17 protein-coding genes are annotated in these 18,528 nt (G+C 61.1%); 7 read left to right on the forward strand and 10 right to left on the reverse strand.

Annotated features, from left to right (window positions below; translation table 11 throughout):
- Window positions 1-117: 117 nt before the first annotated feature.
- From P0111_15345 to P0111_15365, 5 genes are all read right to left on the reverse strand, one after another.
- Window positions 118-2,178 carry a TonB-dependent receptor plug domain-containing protein gene (locus P0111_15345; GenBank protein ID MDF0645404.1) on the reverse strand — a complete coding sequence of 687 codons (2,061 nt, stop codon included), beginning with the start codon at window positions 2,176-2,178 and terminating at the stop codon, window positions 118-120.
- A 114-nt stretch (window positions 2,179-2,292) separates the two neighbouring features.
- Entirely contained in the window at window positions 2,293-2,718 is a 426-nt protein-coding gene (locus P0111_15350; protein ID MDF0645405.1) for a DUF3842 family protein, read from the reverse strand.
- Window positions 2,719-2,720: 2 nt separating this feature from the next.
- Window positions 2,721-3,137, reverse strand: coding sequence for a nickel-responsive transcriptional regulator NikR (gene nikR / locus P0111_15355; GenBank protein ID MDF0645406.1), 417 nt, complete (start codon window positions 3,135-3,137; stop codon window positions 2,721-2,723).
- 158 nt (window positions 3,138-3,295) lie between these two features.
- Window positions 3,296-4,255, reverse strand: a complete 960-nt coding sequence (locus tag P0111_15360; GenBank protein ID MDF0645407.1) for a cupin domain-containing protein — start codon at window positions 4,253-4,255, stop codon at window positions 3,296-3,298.
- Window positions 4,252-4,851, reverse strand: a complete 600-nt coding sequence (locus P0111_15365; protein MDF0645408.1) for a sigma-70 family RNA polymerase sigma factor — start codon at window positions 4,849-4,851, stop codon at window positions 4,252-4,254. The genes P0111_15360 and P0111_15365 overlap by 4 nt, the downstream gene beginning before the upstream one ends.
- Before the next feature lie 371 nt (window positions 4,852-5,222).
- Here P0111_15365 and P0111_15370 point away from each other — a divergent pair, with 371 nt between their 5' ends.
- The 6 genes from P0111_15370 (at window position 5,223) to P0111_15395 (ending at window position 10,936) form a co-directional block, all read left to right on the forward strand.
- Window positions 5,223-5,696 (forward strand): group 1 truncated hemoglobin, encoded by a 474-nt coding sequence (locus P0111_15370; protein MDF0645409.1) that lies wholly within the window; start codon window positions 5,223-5,225, stop codon window positions 5,694-5,696.
- Window positions 5,697-5,742: 46 nt separating this feature from the next.
- Window positions 5,743-5,973: a hypothetical protein gene (locus P0111_15375; protein ID MDF0645410.1), complete on the forward strand. Its 231-nt coding sequence runs from the start codon at window positions 5,743-5,745 to the stop codon at window positions 5,971-5,973.
- 43 nt (window positions 5,974-6,016) lie between these two features.
- Window positions 6,017-7,510 carry a DUF4331 domain-containing protein gene (locus P0111_15380; GenBank protein MDF0645411.1) on the forward strand — a complete coding sequence of 498 codons (1,494 nt, stop codon included), beginning with the start codon at window positions 6,017-6,019 and terminating at the stop codon, window positions 7,508-7,510.
- Between the two features lie 62 nt (window positions 7,511-7,572).
- Window positions 7,573-8,616: a hypothetical protein gene (locus tag P0111_15385; GenBank protein ID MDF0645412.1), complete on the forward strand. Its 1,044-nt coding sequence runs from the start codon at window positions 7,573-7,575 to the stop codon at window positions 8,614-8,616.
- Window positions 8,617-8,621: 5 nt separating this feature from the next.
- Window positions 8,622-9,815 (forward strand): hypothetical protein, encoded by a 1,194-nt coding sequence (locus tag P0111_15390; GenBank protein MDF0645413.1) that lies wholly within the window; start codon window positions 8,622-8,624, stop codon window positions 9,813-9,815.
- The gene (locus tag P0111_15395; GenBank protein MDF0645414.1) at window positions 9,812-10,936 is read left to right on the forward strand and encodes a HupE/UreJ family protein; all 1,125 of its coding nucleotides are present in this window, start codon (window positions 9,812-9,814) and stop codon (window positions 10,934-10,936) included. The genes P0111_15390 and P0111_15395 overlap by 4 nt, the downstream gene beginning before the upstream one ends.
- A gap of 188 nt (window positions 10,937-11,124) precedes the next feature.
- Here P0111_15395 and P0111_15400 read toward each other — a convergent pair whose 3' ends face one another.
- The 4 genes from P0111_15400 to P0111_15415 form a co-directional block, all read right to left on the reverse strand.
- Complete coding sequence (locus tag P0111_15400; protein MDF0645415.1) at window positions 11,125-12,540, reverse strand: Do family serine endopeptidase; 1,416 nt, start codon at window positions 12,538-12,540, stop codon at window positions 11,125-11,127.
- An 80-nt stretch (window positions 12,541-12,620) separates the two neighbouring features.
- Window positions 12,621-15,236, reverse strand: a complete 2,616-nt coding sequence (locus P0111_15405; GenBank protein ID MDF0645416.1) for a heavy metal translocating P-type ATPase — start codon at window positions 15,234-15,236, stop codon at window positions 12,621-12,623.
- Between the two features lie 164 nt (window positions 15,237-15,400).
- On the reverse strand, window positions 15,401-15,964 hold the full coding sequence (locus P0111_15410; GenBank protein MDF0645417.1) for a sigma-70 family RNA polymerase sigma factor: 564 nt from the start codon (window positions 15,962-15,964) through the stop codon (window positions 15,401-15,403).
- 38 nt (window positions 15,965-16,002) lie between these two features.
- Window positions 16,003-16,659, reverse strand: coding sequence for a thioredoxin domain-containing protein (locus P0111_15415; GenBank protein ID MDF0645418.1), 657 nt, complete (start codon window positions 16,657-16,659; stop codon window positions 16,003-16,005).
- Window positions 16,660-16,768: 109 nt separating this feature from the next.
- Here P0111_15415 and P0111_15420 point away from each other — a divergent pair, with 109 nt between their 5' ends.
- A complete protein-coding gene (locus P0111_15420) occupies window positions 16,769-17,254 on the forward strand; it encodes a Slp family lipoprotein (GenBank protein MDF0645419.1) in 486 nt (161 codons plus the stop codon).
- An 89-nt stretch (window positions 17,255-17,343) separates the two neighbouring features.
- Here the strand turns inward: P0111_15420 and P0111_15425 are convergent, their stop codons facing one another.
- A complete protein-coding gene (locus P0111_15425) occupies window positions 17,344-18,390 on the reverse strand; it encodes a tetratricopeptide repeat protein (GenBank protein MDF0645420.1) in 1,047 nt (348 codons plus the stop codon).
- Window positions 18,391-18,528 lie beyond the last annotated feature (138 nt).

Genomic DNA, 18,528 nt, shown 5'->3' on the forward strand with positions numbered 1-18,528 from the left:
GTTATCATTTGTCATTCCACATTCGCTGCATATCGGCCTTAGGCAGTAAGGGGGTCAGGAACCAATTGCGCAAAGCGCCCGGCGGGTCGTTCCGACAAATGGTTCCTGACCCCGCTATCAGAAATACCAGGCCAGGCCGCCCATGAAGAACCGCGGATTGCCCGGCACGAAATGAATATCGTTGACGCCGGTCGCTTCGTTTCGCAACCGCGATTCAAAATAGAAGATGGCCTGCTCCCATTGGGTATCCAGAAGGTTTTGGACGAAGAGAAATGCCTCCAGGCGGCCGTAGGGCAGCTTGATCGGCAATCGATACCGTTCGGTCAGGTCAAAGTCGACCCAGGACGGGGCCTTCACACTGCGGTCCTCCGTCAGCGGGCGCACACCCATGTAGGTGGCCTGCAATTGCGAGGTGAGCGCCTCGGGCCAGTTCAACAGCAGGGCGCCATAGGCGGTCAGTTCCGGGGCCAATGGGATGGCATCACCATTGTTGAATTCCGCTTTCGTGTAGGCGACGTGACCGTTGAAATAGAGCGGCCCCCAGATCTGACCCCGTGCCGCCACTTCGACACCCCGACGGCGGGTGGGACCGCGGTTTTCCGTTGTCCCTTCGTCACCGACAAACACCAACTCCGATTGGAGATCGATCGCCCACAGCGAGGCAGTCAACATCACCCCCTCCGGACCCCAGGGTTGGGCGCGCAGACCGACCTCGTAGGTCTGCGCGCGAGCCAGCGGCACTGCATCGATCGCCACAGCCGACCGCGCATCGTTGCTGTGATAGCCTTGCCCATAGTTGGCAAAGAACTCCGTCTTGAACCAAGGCCCCAACACGAGATTGGCCTTGGGCAAGACCATCCCGGATGTCTTACGACCGGCCGGCTGTTCTGCACAAGTACTGCATCGATTGTTCACATCGAACGTGAAAATCGGGGCACGAAGCCCTCCCGACAATCTCATCCAGATTGCCGGCTGGAGTTCGGCCTTGACGTAGGGCTCATAGGAAGCCTCAAGAATATCGCTGTCTGTGGTGAAACCGGTCGGCGCCCTGGTGGTTTGAGTCCCCAAGGTCGCATGGATGTCATCGACACGGGTTTGAAATCCGATCGTGCCCAAGCTGGGGATACCGAATATCTCCGCCCGCTGCTTATATCCAAGATCGCCTCCATAGATGCCTCGTCGGTCCGACTGCTGAATGCCGTCCCCATTGACCGGGTCGTTGAGAAAGAACGTGAAGTTCGTGAACAAATCAAACTTGTAGTACTGGCCGTAGGCGTTGGCGAAAAATGTCCCGGCGAACGGGGTGTCATAGTGATAATTCATGCGAAGCGTGGCCCTGGTGGTGTTTCCTCCTTCGGAGGGGTCGATCGCGCCGAAGCGGTCGAGGGAGCCGTCGTTGACAGCCCGGAGCGGAATTTCCCCTGATGCATTCCATTGGCCTTTTTGAAAGCTGCCGGTGAGCGCCAATTCATCACGGCTGGAAAAATTCGTCGTCATTTTTCCCAGCACGTTGGCCCGAAAGTACCGATTGTCGTTGAGGTAGGGCCCGTTCGTGTAGTAGGCCTCTCCGGCAAACAACGTGCGGACCTTATCCTTCGTCGGAGAGAGCATCAAAATGTATCGTTGAGTGTCGAACTGTCCCCAGGCCCCCTGAACGACTCCCTCCTTGACGACCTCGCGCGTCCGAAAGTTGATCGCCGCCGCCGTGTTAAAGTCGCCGTATTCAGGAAGATAGGCGCCCTTGGTGGCCTCCACTCCCTCGATCGTCTCCGGAATGATGAAGTTGAGATCCGTGTAGCCTTGACCATGGGCGTGGGAACGGAAATTGATCGGCATGCCGTCGGTGAAGAACGCCACGTCGGTGCCGTGGTCGGCATCGAATCCGCGCACGAAATATTGATCGGCTTTGCCGGCTCCGCCGGAATGTTCCACGGCGATGAAGCCGGGAATCAGCCGCAGCACTTGGGCCGGCCGACCCTGAGGCTGGAGGAGATACTCCTTGTCGGGAATAAATTGCTGCGAGGAAGCCGCGACCGGCCGGTCTCCGACGACCGAGACTTCCTGGATTTCGAGATCGGCCGCATCGGGATCGTGGGCGAGCGCCGGGGCGGGGCAAGCCATTACACCGGCAAGCATCATCAAGCAAGCCGGCGGATTCAGGATAGAAACACGGGCCATTGCTCCACCACATCCGCGTGATGTTCGTGGACCAACGGCCCACGAAGGTCTGGCGCGAAGGTTCGCGCGTTGTGTCAGACCTTCGTGGTCTGAGTGAGGAGAAAATCCGTCGGCTCAGGCGAGCGAGCCGACAGTCACTAGAAATTGGACTCGACGAAGCGAGCGGGCAATGAGGTGCTCAAGCTTATGCTCCTCCGTGCCGACGACTTCCACCTGTGCCTGATTGACCGGTAACAAGACCTTTTTGGCCCTCGCGCCCAAGATCGCCCGAACGACAGCCGGCGTGACGTCTCCGACTGTGGCGCTCGCCAATACAAGATTGAGCGACAGGAGAATTACGTCAGCGGTCGGCACCGTTGCCACGATGGCGCGTCCTCCGGCACCCACCTGCGCGGCACCGGCGGCCTTCATGGCCGTGGCAGCCGCTTGATTCGTGCCCAGCCCGATGATCTGATGGGCATCTCCCAACTGCGACTGGAGTCCGGCCACCAACCGGCGGCCCAATCCTCCGCCGCGCCCATCGATCACGCAGATGCGCATGGCTACACGAGCCCCTTCCCGGTCGTCGTCATCGTCAATTTACCGTGCTTGACGCCTTTGACACTCACCAAGGCGTCGGCGACCTGTCTGATCTCGGAGCCTTTGCCTTTTACGACGAGCACTTCGAGACAATGATCGTGGTCGAGATGCACGTGCATGCCGGACAGGATCTTTCCATGATAGTCATGCTGAATATCGGTCAGCTTGCTCGTGAGGTCGCGCACATGGTGGTCGTACACGAAGGTGATGGTGCCGACCGTTTCCTTATCCTCATCCCACTCCTGCCCGACCAAATTGTCGCGGATCAGGTCGCGGAGCGCTTCCGAGCGGTTGGTGTAGCGGCGGCGTTGGATGTGCTGGTCGAACGTCTTGAGCAGCTTTTGATCGAGAGAAACGCCGAATCGTACCAGTTGCTTCATCTCCCGTCCCCCTCGTTTATAGTGCCACGAATGTTATTTTAGTAGCACCACGATGCCGAGCCTGTCAACCGACGATTCTCGACCCTGAACGTCTTACGAGAGCTCGGTCCTGGTTGGATGTGCGTGAAATAGGAGAGGCTGCATCAGCCCTAGAGCGATTACAGCATCTCGTTTTGGGGAGAGGAAACGACCAACAGCAAACAGCCTTCGTCGGTCCAGGTGTCGTAGTGTTCGGTCCCGGCCTCGGCACGATGATAGTCTCCAGCCGCCAATTCATGGCCGGCGATGTTGCAACCGCCCTGCAACACATAGAGATCCTCCGCCTCCGTGTGACGATGCGGCGCGTACTTGGTACCCGGTGCAAAACGAAGGAGGGTCGCGGCCCTTCGAGAGGCCATATCGAAGGAGAGCACCTTGGCTTTCACTCCCGGTTCGATCTCTCGCCAGACTCCCTCCGCTGCTTTGATGAAGGTGAGCCCCTGGCCAGACTGCTGAAAACCGATCTTGGTGCCCGACAATCGAGAGGTCTCGGAACGAATTGGAATGGTCCGCAGGAGGCGCAAAAACGCCTTCCAGCAAAGCCGCAGCGACGTGTACAGTGTCACGAGGAAGTGGCGCCAAGCATGCGCAAACCGATGAGGCGGCGAGCCCACACTGTCGTCAAGGAAACCTGCCCGACCTTCAGTTATCCGCCCTCCGCCTTTCGAAACAGGCGTCTCCACCAGACCGTCTGCTACGCCCTTGACATCAAGCGGGACATCCGCAGGCCCTCCGATCCGAGACATGAGCCGCTCCCGTACAGAATCCCTGGGTGTGACAGGAACGCCCCCTAAGACCAGGGCATTCGCGGCCAACTCGAACTGTTCGCCTTCGCGAGCGGCTTCTTTCGCGACCCGGTTGACGAGGCGTTCACGCAGGCTTGACGGAGGCGGCACCGGAGCCAGCGAAGCGGCCAATGCTTCCGCGGTTGCTTGATACGCTCTCACGGCTTGGCGCACGAGAGCTGATTCCCCCGGAAGCCTCACCATGAAGGCCTGGCGGTCCTCAGGATCCAAGATCCCGAGGGCATGGAGCATCGCCTGTTCTTCCAATTCTTCCGGCAACTTTGTCTCAGTCACGACAGCAACCCACTCTCATAAGGCGCAAGGGCTTCCCGCAATTTGATCATACCCGATCTGATTCTCGTCTTCACCGTACCCAGCGGCAGCTGCAGTTTCGCGGCAATCTCACTTTGGCTTAAGCCATAGAAATAGGCGAGAGCGACGGCTTCTCGTTGCTCGGTTGTCAGCACCGCCAACGCCTGCTGGACATACCGCCGGCGCTCTTGCCCTTCCACGTTCTGTTCCGGCGTGTCATCGTCGCTGGCAAACAATTCGACGGCATCCAGCGATTCGATTCGCCCATGTTCGGCCGCCCCGGCGCGAAACCGATCGATCGCCCTGGTGCGGGCCAGGGTCATCAGCCACGCTCCCGGCGCACCCCTGGTCGTGTCGTACGTATGGGCCTGACGCCACACTTGAGTGTAGACATCCAAGGTCACTTCTTCGGCAGCCTCGCGATTATCGAGTATCTTATAGATCATCCCGAATACTTGTGGACTCGTCCGATCATAGAACGTGGCGAGCGCGGTCTGATCGCCCTGCGCGGTCAGCGCGATCAGCTGGGCCAATTCTTGGTCTTGAGCCGCCCTGGTCGTTTCCAATGTCGGGATCAATAGACGTTCCTCCCCGTAAACCTCTACGAGCCTACTGGGAGGATTGGATTTCTACGCTGCAGTTCGTCGCCAGGCTCGCACAGCGGAACAGCTTCCCCAATGACGCAATTGTATTCTGCTTTTCGGAAGGTCTCAACTATCGTGGGTAGTGGGCCGGTTTCCTCTTGCGTCATGGCCGCCCCCGATCGCAGTCGAGGGCAGGCTTCGGCGGGCATCCACTCCTCAACCAAGACTCCCCTCGGGCAAATCATTTTTGCAATCAGATCCGAACGAGAAGACATCTCGTAATGGAAAACAGGTCGACCACGGTCGCAAACGCAAGGGACAGCGTTCCATACATCAACCATTTTCTTCGACAGGAGGACAACACCATGAAGCACTCTCTCGCAGCATCCCTCGCGCTCATCGGGTTCGCGCTCAGCGTTACAGGCTGCAGCACTATGGAGTCGACGCCGAAATCAACGATGGCGGACACATCGCTGTATGACCGTCTGGGCGGCAAGCCGGCGATCACCGCTGTCGTGGATGACTTCGTCGGACGGGTCGCCGCAGATAACCGGATCAACGGCAAGTTCGCCAATACGGATATTCCTCGCTTGAAGACGCTGCTCGTTGAACAGATCTGCCAGGCCTCCGGGGGCCCCTGTACCTATACAGGCCGCAGCATGAAAGTCACCCATGCAGGCATGGGCGTCAGCAGCGCGGACTTCGATGCGCTCGTCGGCAATTTGGTCGCGACATTGAACAAATTCAAGGTTCCAGAGCGTGAAAAGAACGAACTGCTCGGCGCGTTGGGTCCCATGAAAACAGATATCGTCGAGCAGCCGCGGATGTCTATGAACTGAGACGCCTGTGCAATCGGCCGTGAGGTGTTGTGAGAGGAGGAAGTCTATGAAATCGCGCATTCATCCATCTCTGAGCCTCCTGTTTGCCGTCGGACTCCTGTCCGGCTGCGGCGGGAACGACGGCGCATCGAGCCCAGCTGTCGTATCAAGTGAAGCGACAGCGGCGCCGACCGACGATCAGCGCGCTCCGCAATCGGACGCGCTGACGCCGGCAGAGGTCGCCCAGGTCAATCAAGCCGGCACGGAACCTGAGCCCCCGAAGAAACCGGACATGTAGCCATCGCCGCCCGGGCGGTGGCTCTCGTCACAAGGAGACAACCATGTTGATCCAGATACGATCACTCATTCTGGCGGCACTGGTGCCGCTGATCGCCGCACCGGCTTTTGCCGCAAGCCATCGCGAAGCGCCGATGATCTCGAACGACCCGGCGGCGGACATCACCGACTTCTATGTGTTCCGAAGCTGGCAGGATCCCGACAAGGCGATTCTGATCCTGAACGTGATTCCGAGCCAGGAACCGGGATCCGGCCCCAACTATTTCACCTTCGCCGACGACGTGCTGTACGAGATCCACGTCGACAACAACAAGAACAACATCGCGGCGAACATCGTCTACCAGATCCGGTTCAAGACCGAGATCCGGCAGCCGGGCAACGTGTTCCCGCTGGCCTATGTCGCGCTGCCTCCGATTACCGCGCTCACCGGCGGCGGATCCGAGGGATTGCTTGTCCGCCAAAGCTACACGGTGACGGAGGTGCGATTCGGTCAGCAACCCAGAGACCTGGGGACCGGCCCGATGTACGCCGTCCCTTCGAACGTGGGAAGCCGAACGACACCGAACTATGAACAGTTGGCGGTCAAGGGGGTGTTTCCCTTGAAGAACGGCGGACGCGTTTTCGCCGGACAGCGGGATGAAACGTTCTACATCGATCTCGGCGGCACGTTCGACACGCTCAATCTTCATGTGTCACCCATTCTCTCTCCCGCGGACGATGCGAATGACCACATCATCGTCGACGCGCCGGGCGCCGGGACGGCGGATACCTTCAGCGGCTTCAACGTGAACACCATCGCCCTGGAGATTCCGATCAGCGACCTGACGGGCCCGAAGGGCAACAAGCTGATCGGCGCCTACGCCAGCACGAGCCGGCCGAAAGTCACGGTCATCAAGAAGGACGGCGATCGGCAGAACAGCGGTCGCTTCGTCCAAGTGGCGCGCATGGGCAATCCCCTCGTGAACGAATTGATCATCGCGACGAGCATGAAAGACACATGGAATGCCACGGACGCGGAAGACGAGGCGAATTTCGTCTCGTTCTATTGCAATTCGGCGCTCGCGACGGCCTTGAACGCGGTGTTCGGGACCGGATTCCCGACGACGAATCGGGAAGATCTGGTCAACGCGCTGCTTCGCTACAGCCCAGGGCCGCCGGTCTGCGGCGGAGGAATCGGGAGCGAGACGCTTTCCGACCTCCTGCGGGTTGATTTGGGCGTAGCTCAGACCGCAGCGGACAGTCAGCGGCGGCTGGGTCCGCTGGCCCACGACGCAGCCGGGAACCCGACGCCGGACAAGGCCGGCTGGCCGAACGGGCGGCGCCCCAACGATGATGTGACCGACGTCGCGCTGCGGGTCGTCGGCGGCATCCTCACGAACCCTGCGACTCCGAACCTGGGGGACGGCGTGAACTTCAACGTCGGCTCAGTAGGCGGCAACAAAACGGCGAACGGCATCGCCACGGCGTTTCCGTTTTTGCCCACGCCGCACGACGGCCGCGACCGCCGGCACATTGATCCGCGAGAGCCCTCGAATTAGGACGAGGCCCGGCGGGTGCCGCGCGCACGCGCGGCGCCTGCCGTGATGGCGAGGCGCAGGGCGTGACTGCAACGACCACAACAGGAGACGGGAGCCTCCACCGGTTCGAGGGATGGCTCCTCTCGCTCGTCCTTCATGGCCTTGTGCTTTTCGCTGCCCTGCCGCTGCTCCGTCGATTGCCGATCCAGATTCCTGCAGAACCGTTTCGCTGGGAGGTGACCCTCGTCCAATGGGCAGAGATCGCCGCTGAACCGATGTATCCAACGCACATCACCGAGCAGATGGTGCCGACATCCATGGAGCCGGCGCCGCTCACGGCTCAGGTCGGCAAACCGCTCGACAGGGCTGCCCATGCCGACAGTATCGTCCCTGTTCCCGCAACCCAGGAGGCGGCTGCCGTCGCAGCAATCCAGTCCATCGATCCTTTACCAATCCCGGAACCCGCGGAACCGGTCTCTGCCTTTCAGGACAGCGCTGTGACGGCAGAGCCGCAGCCCTCGGCTCCGGCGCCGACCACAGCGCCGGTAGAAGCCGCCCCTGCCATGCGTCACAGGGGTCCGGCGCTACGCCAAGTAACCGAAGAGCCGGCCCAATCGATCCCGGCATCGGCAGAAGAATCCGCCACCGCGCTTCGGACAAGCGATCCACCGGTTCAATCGCCCGAGCCTGCAGCCGCCCCGACGCTGCAAGACCAGCCGGCGCCGACGGCGGTCGCAGCGGGCTCAGACAATTCCAACGCTCCGTCCACAGAAGCCGTTCAAGGCGTACCACAAATAGTCTCCGGGCCCGCTCAGGCTGCCACTGCATCAACGGCGCGCGCAGACTACGGCTGGCTCCAGCGCGCGATCTTCCAGCGCTTGGAGGAGATCAAACGGTCCTCACGACCGTCGCTCGATCAGTCGCGTCCACTCAAGGTCTTGGTCAAAGCCGTCGTGTCGGATAAGGGCATGCTTGTGGAAAGTGAGGTGGTCAAGAGTTCCGGCCTCGATCGCATCGACCAGGAAGCGATGGCGCTCGTGCAACGGGCCTTTCCCTTGCAACTCGATCGTCTATTAGATCGTCAGCGGATCGTCCTGCGTATTCCAATCACCTATTCGCGAGACTAACACTCATGAATCGATCACGCTTTATCGCGGTCTTGACGCTGCTCGCTTGGCTCGCGGTAAGCCACAGCGGTGAAACGACGGCTGAACCCTATCGTCCTGAACAAGCCGCACAGGTCCTCGAACGGCTCAGCTTCAAGCCGACTGATCCGGTTGAGCGAGAGGTCAGGGCGCTGAGGAACCGCTTGGCAGCAGACCCGCGCAACCTTGATTTGGCCGTACAATTGGCCGCTCGCTACATCGAACGGGGTCGATCGGAAGGTGATCCGCGTTTCCTAGGACAGGCCCAGGCGGTCCTGGCCCCATGGTGGAACGAACCGATGCCTCCGCCTGCGGCGCTCCTCCTGCGAGCGACAATCAGCCAGCACGGCCATGAATTCGACCGGGCCCTCGGCGATCTCGACCAGGTGCTGGTCGCGCAGCCGACCAACGCGCAAGCTTGGCTGACCAAAGCTGCGATTCTTCAAGTCCAGGCCCGCTATGATGATGCGCGTCGAGCGTGCCAGCCGCTGGGACGGCTCGCTCCTCGCCACGTGATCCTCACCTGCCTCAGCGACATCGCCGGTCTGACCGGCCAAGCGGCACAGAGCCAGGAGCTCCTCAGCGGGCTCCGCAACGATCCGAGGGTCTCAGTCCATGAAGGGATCTGGATCCGGACCGTCCTTGCGGAAATTGCAGCGCGCACCGGCGATGTCACAACCGGCGAGCAATATTTTTCAGAAGCCGTCAAGACCGGCGTGAAAGATCAGTACCTCTTAGCTGCCTACGCCGACTTCCTCTTGGATCAAGGCCGCCATCGAGAGGTCATCACCCTGCTCCAACACGAGACGAGAGCCGACGGACTGCTCCTGAGGCTCGCGCTGGCCGAACAGGCGCTTGGCGCGCCGTCGGCAAAGGACCGCGTGGCGATGCTCGCCGCGCGATTTGCCGCTGCCCGCGAACGCGGCACCAACGTGCACGTGCGGGAAGAAGCGCGGTTCACGCTGGCCTTGCTGCGAGACCCGCACCGGGCGCTGCAGTTGGCCCAGATCAACTGGCAGGTCCAGCGAGAACCGGCCGACGCCAGAATGCTTCTCGAAAGCGCGCTGGCAGCCGGCGACCATGAGGCAGCCAAGCCGGTGCTCGACTGGCTGAGCGCCAACCATGTTGAAGGCCTGCGCCTCCGCAAACTGGCGAAGCGATTCGAGGAGTACGACAAATGAATAGCCTGATCCTTGCCCTCGTGGTAGCCCTCTTGAGCCAGCCTGCTTGGGCGCACAAACCCAGCGACAGTTATCTGGCGCTGACCGTTCAGGGCGACCGCATCCACGGCCAGTGGGATATTGCCTTGCGAGACTTGAACGACGCGATAGGATTGGATGCCGACAACGACGGGGCCATCACCTGGGGAGAGGTGCAGGCTAACCATGGCGGGATCGCGACCTACGCCCTCTCACGCCTGCGACTGCAGTCCCAGGGGGCCGCCTGCCGGACCGCCGTCACGGACCACCTTATCGACCGCCATACGGACGGCGCCTACGCCGTGCTTCGACTCACCGCCATGTGCCCGGCGAACATCATACAGCTGGCGATCGACTACCGCCTCCTCTTCGACTTGGATGCCCAGCACAAGGGGCTGTTGCGCCTGACGCACAAGGACAAGACGCAGACGTCGATTTTCAGCCAGGACTCTCCCTCCAGGTCCTTCTCAATGGGAGACACCTCGGGCTGGCCGCAACTCGGGCAGTACCTGCACGAAGGGGTCTGGCACATCTGGCAGGGATTCGATCACGTTCTGTTCTTGCTCGTGCTGCTGCTGCCGGCGGTGCTGGTGCGAGTCGATCGCCACTGGCAAGCGGTTGAAGATCTTTCCTCCGCAGTCCGTGAGGTGGTCGCTATCGTGACGGCCTTTACTGTCGCTCATTCGTTGACCTTGAGCCTCGCTACACTGGGGATCATTCAATTGCCCTCCCGCCTGGTCGAATCGGCCATTGCCCTCTCAGTCGCGATAGCGGCGCTTGCGAATCTATATCCGACCATGTTGCGTCGTCGCTGGTTCGTCGCCTTTGGGTTCGGCCTCATCCATGGATTTGGATTTGCCGGCGTCCTGTCCGATTTGGGGCTACCCCAAGACTCCTTGCTGCTGAGCCTGGTCGGTTTCAACGTCGGCGTTGAGATCGGCCAACTTGCCATCGTGGCCCTGTTCCTTCCGCTCGCCTATACCTTCCGTGAGGCTTCAACCTACCAACCGATCGTGGTCCAGGCCGGCTCTGTCGTGGTCATGCTTGTGGCGCTGGTCTGGCTGGTCGAGCGCGCGCTGGATCTGAAACTGCTTCCTGCCTAAGCAGTCGCACGCCTCAAGGTCGTTGAGTCGAAAGCTCCGAGAAGGTCTCCGCTCTGCCGCCGGGCGGTTGCAAGCGGCGCCGACTCGGCTACGGATCGGCGTAAACCGGTGAGTCCGCGCCCCCCGCTGCGGGAACGGATGCCGACGCACAGTGCCGGCGAAGCTGAGCGGGAAGCCGAGTCATTTCACTACTCGCTGCGGACGGGAACGTAGAGTACCGTCCCCTGCCGGTTGACCAGCAGGAGGGCCAGATCGGTCGGCTTCATGGGATCGGCCAATCGCTGGAACGTGGAAAAGTTGGGAATCGGCTGGCGGTTCAGCTCAAGAATCACGTCGCCGGGCTGCAGACCGGACGATTCCGCCAGGCTGCCCTCTTCAATGTCGGTCACGACTACTCCGCTGTTGACGGGCAAATCCATCTGCCGAGCAAGCGGAGGCGTCACATCGTCGAAGACCACCCCCGACAGCGGATGTTGAGAGGTGGACGCTTCGGCCACGGCCGACTGACTGCGCTTGGTACGCTCCTTCGGCGCCTCCTGGACGATCATCTCCAGCTGTACCGGCTTGCCGTCGCGGATCACGTCGAGCCGATGTTTGCTGCCGATGGCGGCGGCGGCCACCAGATTGCGCAGATGCCCGCTGTCCATCACGTCACGACCGTCGAAGCGCGCGATCACGTCCCCCCGCTTCAAACCGGCTTTTTCCGCCGATCCCTTGGCCTGCAAATCCGTGACGATGGCCCCCTTGACGTCGGGTAAGTGGAAAATTTTTCCCAACGTTGGCGAAACATCCTGGGTCGACGCGCCGAGGAATCCGCGCACGACCCGACCGGTCTTGATCAGGCTTTGCATCGCAGCCCGGGCCATGTTGCTGGGAATGGCGAATCCCACCCCCACGCTGCCTCCGGTGGGACTGGCGATGGCCGTGTTGATGCCGATCAGCTCGCCGTGGATGTTCACCAGCGCACCGCCGGAGTTTCCGGGGTTGATCGGTGCGTCCGTTTGAATGAAGTCTTCGAAGTCGGCCACGCCCACGTCGGCTCGTCCTACCGCGCTGACGATGCCGAAGGTGGCCGTGCGGCTCAACCCGAGCGGGTTGCCGATGGCCAACACGAAATCGCCGACCGCCAGACGACCCGAATCGCCCCAGGGGACCGTCGGCAGATTCGTCGCCTGAATCTTCACGACCGCGACGTCGGTCTTCGGATCGGTGGCGACGACCTTGCCCTTATATTGGCGGCGGTCGGCCAGCACGACCTCCACGTCCACGGCATCGGCCACGACGTGGTGATTCGTGACAATGTAGCCGTCCTGGGAGACGATGACGCCGGAGCCTTGCCCGTATTGTCGCCGCGCGGGTGGATCTTTGAACAGACCGAAGGGCAGGGTCTCGTCCGTGAACGCCTGGTCCTTCACCATGACGGTCGAGGCGATGCTGACGACGGCGGGAATGACCTTGGCCGCCGTGTCCTTGATCTGCTGCTGGAGATCGGAAACCCCGGTGATGGGAATCAACCGGGCGCCGGCCCTCGCTTCGTCCATCGACAGCGCCGGCACCAGCACACAGGCGACCACGCAGAGCCATCCGGCACGCGATCGAGTCACGCGCATCTCCTCAGCCGTTCCGTCGGGTTTTCAGGTCGAGAAACGCCTCGTAGCCTAGCATGGGCTCGGAACGGACGCACTCATAATTCCACATGACGTAATCTGAGCGCGTTGGAAATGACCGAGACGGAACTGAACGTCATGGCCGCGCTGGCGATCATCGGACTGAGCAGGAGTCCCCAGTGGGGATAGAGCAACCCTGCGGCGATCGGCACTCCGATCAGGTTGTAGGCAAAGGCGAAGAAGAGATTCTGCCGGATATTGCGCATCGTGGCCTGACTCAATCGCCTGGCCCGGACCAATCCGCGGAGATCGCCTTTGACCAGCGTCACACCGGCGCTCTCCATGGCGATGTCCGTTCCGTTCCCCATCGCGATGCCCACGTCGGCGAACGCGAGCGCCGGCGCATCGTTGATGCCGTCCCCGGCCATGGCGACCACCCGCCTCTTCGACCGCAGCTCGGCGATGAGTGCGCCTTTTTGGTCCGGCAGCACCCCGGCATGCACCGACTCGATCCCCAGCTGTGCGGCCACCCGGTCCGCCGTCGCGCGATGGTCGCCCGTGACCATGACCAGCTCGATACCGTCCTCTTTTAGCGCTTTCACGGCTTCCGCCGTCGTGGACTTGATCGGATCGGTGACGCCGAGCAACCCGCCGACCCGCCCGTCCGCCGCAACGAACAAGACCGTCTGTCCTTCGCCTCGCAGCGACGCGGCCTCCTCGTTTAACGTGCGCAGATCATCCTCGGATACTCCCGCCTCCTCCCGCAGAAAAGTCGCCGTGCCCACGGCGACACGGCGACCCGACACCAGCCCGATCACCCCCTTGCCGGTCACGGATCGGAACTGTTCGACGGCCGCCGGAACGATGCCTCGGCGCTCCGCCCCGGCGACCACCGCGGAAGCCAGCGGATGCTCGCTGCTGCGTTCGAGACTCGCCGCCAGTTTCAACAATTCGTCGTCGGTCCAGGGAGGAGCAAACCGCACGGTCACCAGTTTCGGCCTTCCCTCTGTGAGCGTTCCGGTCTTGTCGACCACCACCGTATCCACGCGGCCCAGGATTTCCAGCGCCTCCGCCTTCTTGATCAAGACCCCGGCCGTCGCACCACGCCCGGTCCCCACCATGATCGACATCGGCGTCGCCAATCCCAACGCGCAAGGACAGGCGATGATCAACACCGCCACGGCGTTGACCAAGGCATGGGCCAATCTCGGTTCCGGCCCCCAGATGGCCCACGCCAGCGCCGTAAGCGCCGCAACCGCCACGACCAGCGGGACGAAATAGGCTGCAACGACGTCCGCCACCCGTTGAATCGGCGCTCTCGTACGTTGTGCCTCGCCGACCATTTGAACGATGCGAGCCAACAAGGTGTCCCGGCCGACCAGCCGAGCTTCTATGAGGATGCTGCCGGTCCCATTGATCGTTCCCCCGGTGACCCTCGTACCCGCCTGCTTCTCCACCGGCATCGGCTCCCCGGTAATCATGGACTCATCGACGGCGGTCGCCCCCTCGACGACAAGTCCGTCGACCGGCACTCGCTCTCCCGGACGTACTCGCAGCCGGTCTCCCACCTGCACGGTTTCGAGAGAAATATCCTTCTCAGTTCCATCGGTGCCGACCAGCCGGGCCGTCTTGGGAGCCAATCCAAGCAGCGCCTTCATGGCCGAGGTCGTCTGACTCCGGGCGCGCAGCTCAAGGACCTGTCCGAGGAGGACCAACACCGTTATCATGGCCGCCGCCTCGAAATACACCGCGACGGACCCGTCATGGAGGTGGAAGGACGCCGGCAGCAGCCCCGGCGCCACGGTCGCGACCATACTGTACGCATAGGCGGCACCGGTGCCGAGCGCAATGAGCGTGAACATGTTCGGCGCCCGATTGACGATCGAAGCCCATCCCCGCTCGAAAAACGGCCAGCCGCCCCAGAGAACCACGGGAGTTGCAAGCGCCCATTGGACCCAATTCAACAGGACGCCGCGGCCGGCCGCTCCGAATGGATCTCCCGGAATCATATGGGCCATCGCGAGCACCATCACGAGCGCAGCCGGACCCAGGCTGATCCAGAAACGTCGGGTCATGTCCAGGAGTTCGAGATTCGGCCCCTCGTCGAGCGAGACGACCTTCGGCTCCAAGGCCATGCCACAGATGGGACAAGCGCCCGGCTGGTACTCGAGCACCTCCGGATCCATGGGGCAGATATATTCGATCGTCGCGCCGGCCGGTGCCGTGACGACCTGCGGCTTGCGCTGGGACGGAGGCACGAGATAAGAAGCCGGATCGGCCTGAAACTTGGCGAGGCACCCCGTGGAGCAGAAGACGTATGTCTTGCCTTCGTGGACGTGCGACCCAGCCGCGGTCTTCGGCTGCACCGTCATTCCGCAAACAGGATCGATCTCGGCCCCTCCCGCCTCGGCAGGAGCCGGCATCATCATCTGCAACGGTTTCTTCTTTCCCAAGGAGATGAGACCGGCGGTCGGCGGCCGCAGGACCAAGTCCGGATCGGCTTTGAATGTGTTGAGGCAGGAGACGGCGCAGAAGTAGTAGGTCTTGCCATGATAATCGTACCGGCCCGCAGCCGTGGTTGGATCCACAGTCATTCCGCAGACCGGGTCGATCTCCGACCGAATCTTCTCGTCCATTCCATTACCTATAGTATGCCGACTTCCGCAACAGCCGCCCGTCGATCCAGGCACCATGGTCCCGCTCCTTTCATCTTATACGGTCTGGTTGCTTAATGTCCCGTTCACTATGAGGACGGATGAGGCGGCGGGATATTACAGAGGGTCCGCCTGCGCAAAGGGGAACTTGCGAAAAGGCGGAAATGACACAGTGGCGGAAAGGAGAAGGGTAAGCTGGACGACTATCCGCAGGCGCAGTTGAGGCAGCCGTGTCTGCTGCAGATGCCGCAGGAGTCTTCAAGGGCAGCGCGTAAGGCCTGGCGGGCTCTGTGCAATCGAACCGTCAGATTGTTCCGGGATATCTTCAATGCTTCCGCGACAAGCGCCGGCGATTCCCCCTCAAGGTCGATACGCCTGATGAGCTCCGCATAGGACCCACGGAGTTGTGGGAGGAGCCGGTGTAGGCAGGCGCAGACCGTGGCTCTCACCTCATCCGGCGGCGGCTCCTGATGGTCGCCCGTAACCGTCAGCTCTCGGAGTAAGGCGTCGTTGCGACGCGTTTCGGCTCCTTGGGATCGATAATAATCGATCAGCGCGTGGCGAAGGATGCGGTAGAACCATGCCACGGCGCTTTCCTCATTGTGTACCGCATGGTGACGTTCCACGGCCCGCATCAAGCTTTGCTGGAGGATATCGTCCACGACGGCTTCGTCGCCGAGCCGGCGGCTCAAGAACGACCGGAAAGCCGACTCGTGCGCAATCAGCCTTTGCACGACATCGCTCGGTTTTCTTTCCTTCTTCATCATGTGTCACCCGTCACCGATCGCGTATCACTGATCATTCGTCATTTCTTCACATCCGCGTCGAGAATGCTCCGGATAACGGCAATGATATTGTCCGTCTTCATATTCTCGCCTTCGATCTTGATATTACCGTCGAGCAGCAATGTGGGCGTGGACTGAACCTTGATGCGTTCTCCCCACTGCTTCCCGTCCTCGAAGGCTTTCGCCGGTTTCCCGCTGGCCAACCCCTCTTCGAACGCTTTGGGATCGAGGCCGACCTCCTTGATCAGCCCTTCGCGTAAGCTCCGATCCAATACCCCCGTGACCTTGTCCTGATGAATGGTGCGAAACAGCACCCGTTTCATTTCGTCGCCTTTGCCCATGATCTTCGCCTGTTCATACATATCGAAGGGAGTCGGAAGCTTGTTGCGAAACACCGGAAAGCCGACCATGGTCGCCTCCAGCTTATTGCCGAATTCCTTCTGAAGGATCGGGAGACCGGCTTCATCGAAGTGATGGCAATGGGGACAATAAAAGTCGGCGAATTCGATGAGCTTGACCTTGCCGGGCTTGTGGGTGGACGGCTCGCCGTTCAAGAGTTCGAACTTGCCTTTTAGTTCAGGCGTTGCCGCCGTAGCGCCGTCGCTTGCGAGGACGCCGACACCCAACCAGATCGCCAGAACGCCGACCGCCCAATGCCACCGAATTTTCTTCACCATATCCATCCACTCCTTTCCTTGTCTCTCGACCGTAGAGTCCCCATTATATCGAACGTTTCGAGGACATACCCTCTGATATACTGCCGTCATGTTCTTACAGGCAGCACCCGTGGCCCTGCTCTTTCTCGTCATCATGGGCTGCGCCTCGACCGAGCAGACCGATGACGCCCCTCAGGTCACCTTTCAGCAAGTTAAGGCTTCCCCGGATGCTTTCAAGGGGCAGTCGGTCATCTTCGGCGGCGAGGTACTCACGGCCAGACGGATGAAAGACGGCACGAGAGTCGAAATACTTCAGCTGCCCCTCGGCAGTTCCGGTTCTCCCGTGCATGACCTGACACAGTCACAGGGCCGCTTCGTGGCAATCCAGAAGGAATTCCTTGATCCGGCCACCCTGCCCTATGGGACCAGAGTCACGGTAACCGGAGAGATGGCGGGATCAATCACGCTCCCGCTCGACGAAACCGAATACAACTATCCGATCGTCGAAACGAAACGACTGCGGGTCTGGTCCGATGCGACTCGGCCGGTTCCGCGATTCCGACCCTACTACGGTCCCGGCCCCTACTCGTCGCCCTATTGGAACCCGTACTGGTGAAAGGCTGAGGTTCAGGCTAAGGCTGAGCCGGCCACAATCCTTATTCTGAGCCTTATTCTGAGCCTTAACCTGAACCTCAACCTTGCCTCCTACCGCCCGCTCATGCCGACGATCCGTTCGACCCGATCGTCCCGCCCGCCGAGATTACGATACTTATGGTACTGGGCCAGCGCCTTGGGCAGATCTTTGCGATGGAGTTCGTAAAACACGCCCAGGTTGTAGTGGGCCTCCGCATATTCGGGTTTCAACTCCACCGCCCGTTGGTACTCGTGTTCTGCTTCTTCCAACCGGTTCATGCTCGTATAGATGACCCCCAGATTCATGTGGGCCTCGGCATATTCGGGACGGTATCGGACGACTTCGAGGAACTCGCGCTCGGCCTCGGTGGGTTTGCCCTGGCTCCGTAGAATAAACCCCAAATTGTAGTGCGCATCGACCAGGTCCGGCTTGGCGGCGATGGCCTTCCGGTATGCATAAGCCGCCTCCAGCAGATCGTTGTTTCGTTCCGCCAGCCGGCCCGCCTGGTACCAGCCGTCCGCATGCTTCGGATGCGCCTTCGTCAGGCGGGCGAGGCTGTCGAGGGCGGCCTTGTTCTCCCCCTGCCGCTCGTAGAGCATCGCCAGTCCGAACAGTGCGTCCGATTGAGCGGGATCAATCGCGAGCAGCTCCTTATAGGCGGTCATCGCCGCCGGGATGTCGCGCCGGCCCTCATAGAGTTTGGCCAGGTCGAGATATGAATCCTCGTGCTTCGGGTTGATCTCGATCGCCCGCTTCAACGTATGTTCTGCTTCTGCGCTCTTTCCCTGCGCCAGATAGACTTCCGCCAAGTCGTTCAGCGCTTCCGGATAGGCCGGCTTGAGCTTGAGGGCGTGCGTCAATGCCTCGATCGCCTCAGCCGGCCTCTTCTTGCTTTTGAAATAGATCTGCCCGAGCAGATGATACGCCTCGGCGGAGGGATTGTTCTCCAGCGTCTTGTTTACCGCTGCCAGCGCGCCGTCGGCATCGCCCGCCTTCAGGAGATCGGACGCCCGTTCAAGCGCGCGCTTGCCGGAATCGGCCGCGACGGCCAGGTCAATAGCGGGAAATGACAGGAGGAGGAAGCACGCCAAAAGCAGATCGAATAGGAATGCGACCATACGTGCTGATCTCTAGCAGGCTGCGGAAAAACTCATTTTGACCTCTGTCGCCGCCACAAATATCGAGGTAAGAGCCCACGCTGAACAGCCATGCAGGATGCGCAAAAAGGCCGTTCAGCAAGGCCACAGCGAGCGAAG

It is taken from the genome of Nitrospira sp. (assembly GCA_029194535.1).
GTDB lineage: Bacteria > Nitrospirota > Nitrospiria > Nitrospirales > Nitrospiraceae > Nitrospira_C.

Coding starts and splice junctions, on each gene's coding strand:
- P0111_15390 (MDF0645413.1), top strand. CDS start 8,622: ATGAATCGATCACGCTTTATCGCGGTCTTGACGCTGCTCGCTTGGCTC.
- P0111_15370 (MDF0645409.1), top strand. CDS start 5,223: ATGAAGCACTCTCTCGCAGCATCCCTCGCGCTCATCGGGTTCGCGCTC.
- P0111_15405 (MDF0645416.1), bottom strand. CDS start 15,236: ATGGTGCCTGGATCGACGGGCGGCTGTTGCGGAAGTCGGCATACTATA.
- P0111_15425 (MDF0645420.1), bottom strand. CDS start 18,390: ATGGTCGCATTCCTATTCGATCTGCTTTTGGCGTGCTTCCTCCTCCTG.
- P0111_15395 (MDF0645414.1), top strand. CDS start 9,812: ATGAATAGCCTGATCCTTGCCCTCGTGGTAGCCCTCTTGAGCCAGCCT.
- P0111_15410 (MDF0645417.1), bottom strand. CDS start 15,964: ATGATGAAGAAGGAAAGAAAACCGAGCGATGTCGTGCAAAGGCTGATT.
- P0111_15415 (MDF0645418.1), bottom strand. CDS start 16,659: ATGGTGAAGAAAATTCGGTGGCATTGGGCGGTCGGCGTTCTGGCGATC.
- P0111_15345 (MDF0645404.1), bottom strand. CDS start 2,178: ATGGCCCGTGTTTCTATCCTGAATCCGCCGGCTTGCTTGATGATGCTT.
- nikR (MDF0645406.1), bottom strand. CDS start 3,137: ATGAAGCAACTGGTACGATTCGGCGTTTCTCTCGATCAAAAGCTGCTC.
- P0111_15380 (MDF0645411.1), top strand. CDS start 6,017: ATGTTGATCCAGATACGATCACTCATTCTGGCGGCACTGGTGCCGCTG.
- P0111_15375 (MDF0645410.1), top strand. CDS start 5,743: ATGAAATCGCGCATTCATCCATCTCTGAGCCTCCTGTTTGCCGTCGGA.
- P0111_15350 (MDF0645405.1), bottom strand. CDS start 2,718: ATGCGCATCTGCGTGATCGATGGGCGCGGCGGAGGATTGGGCCGCCGG.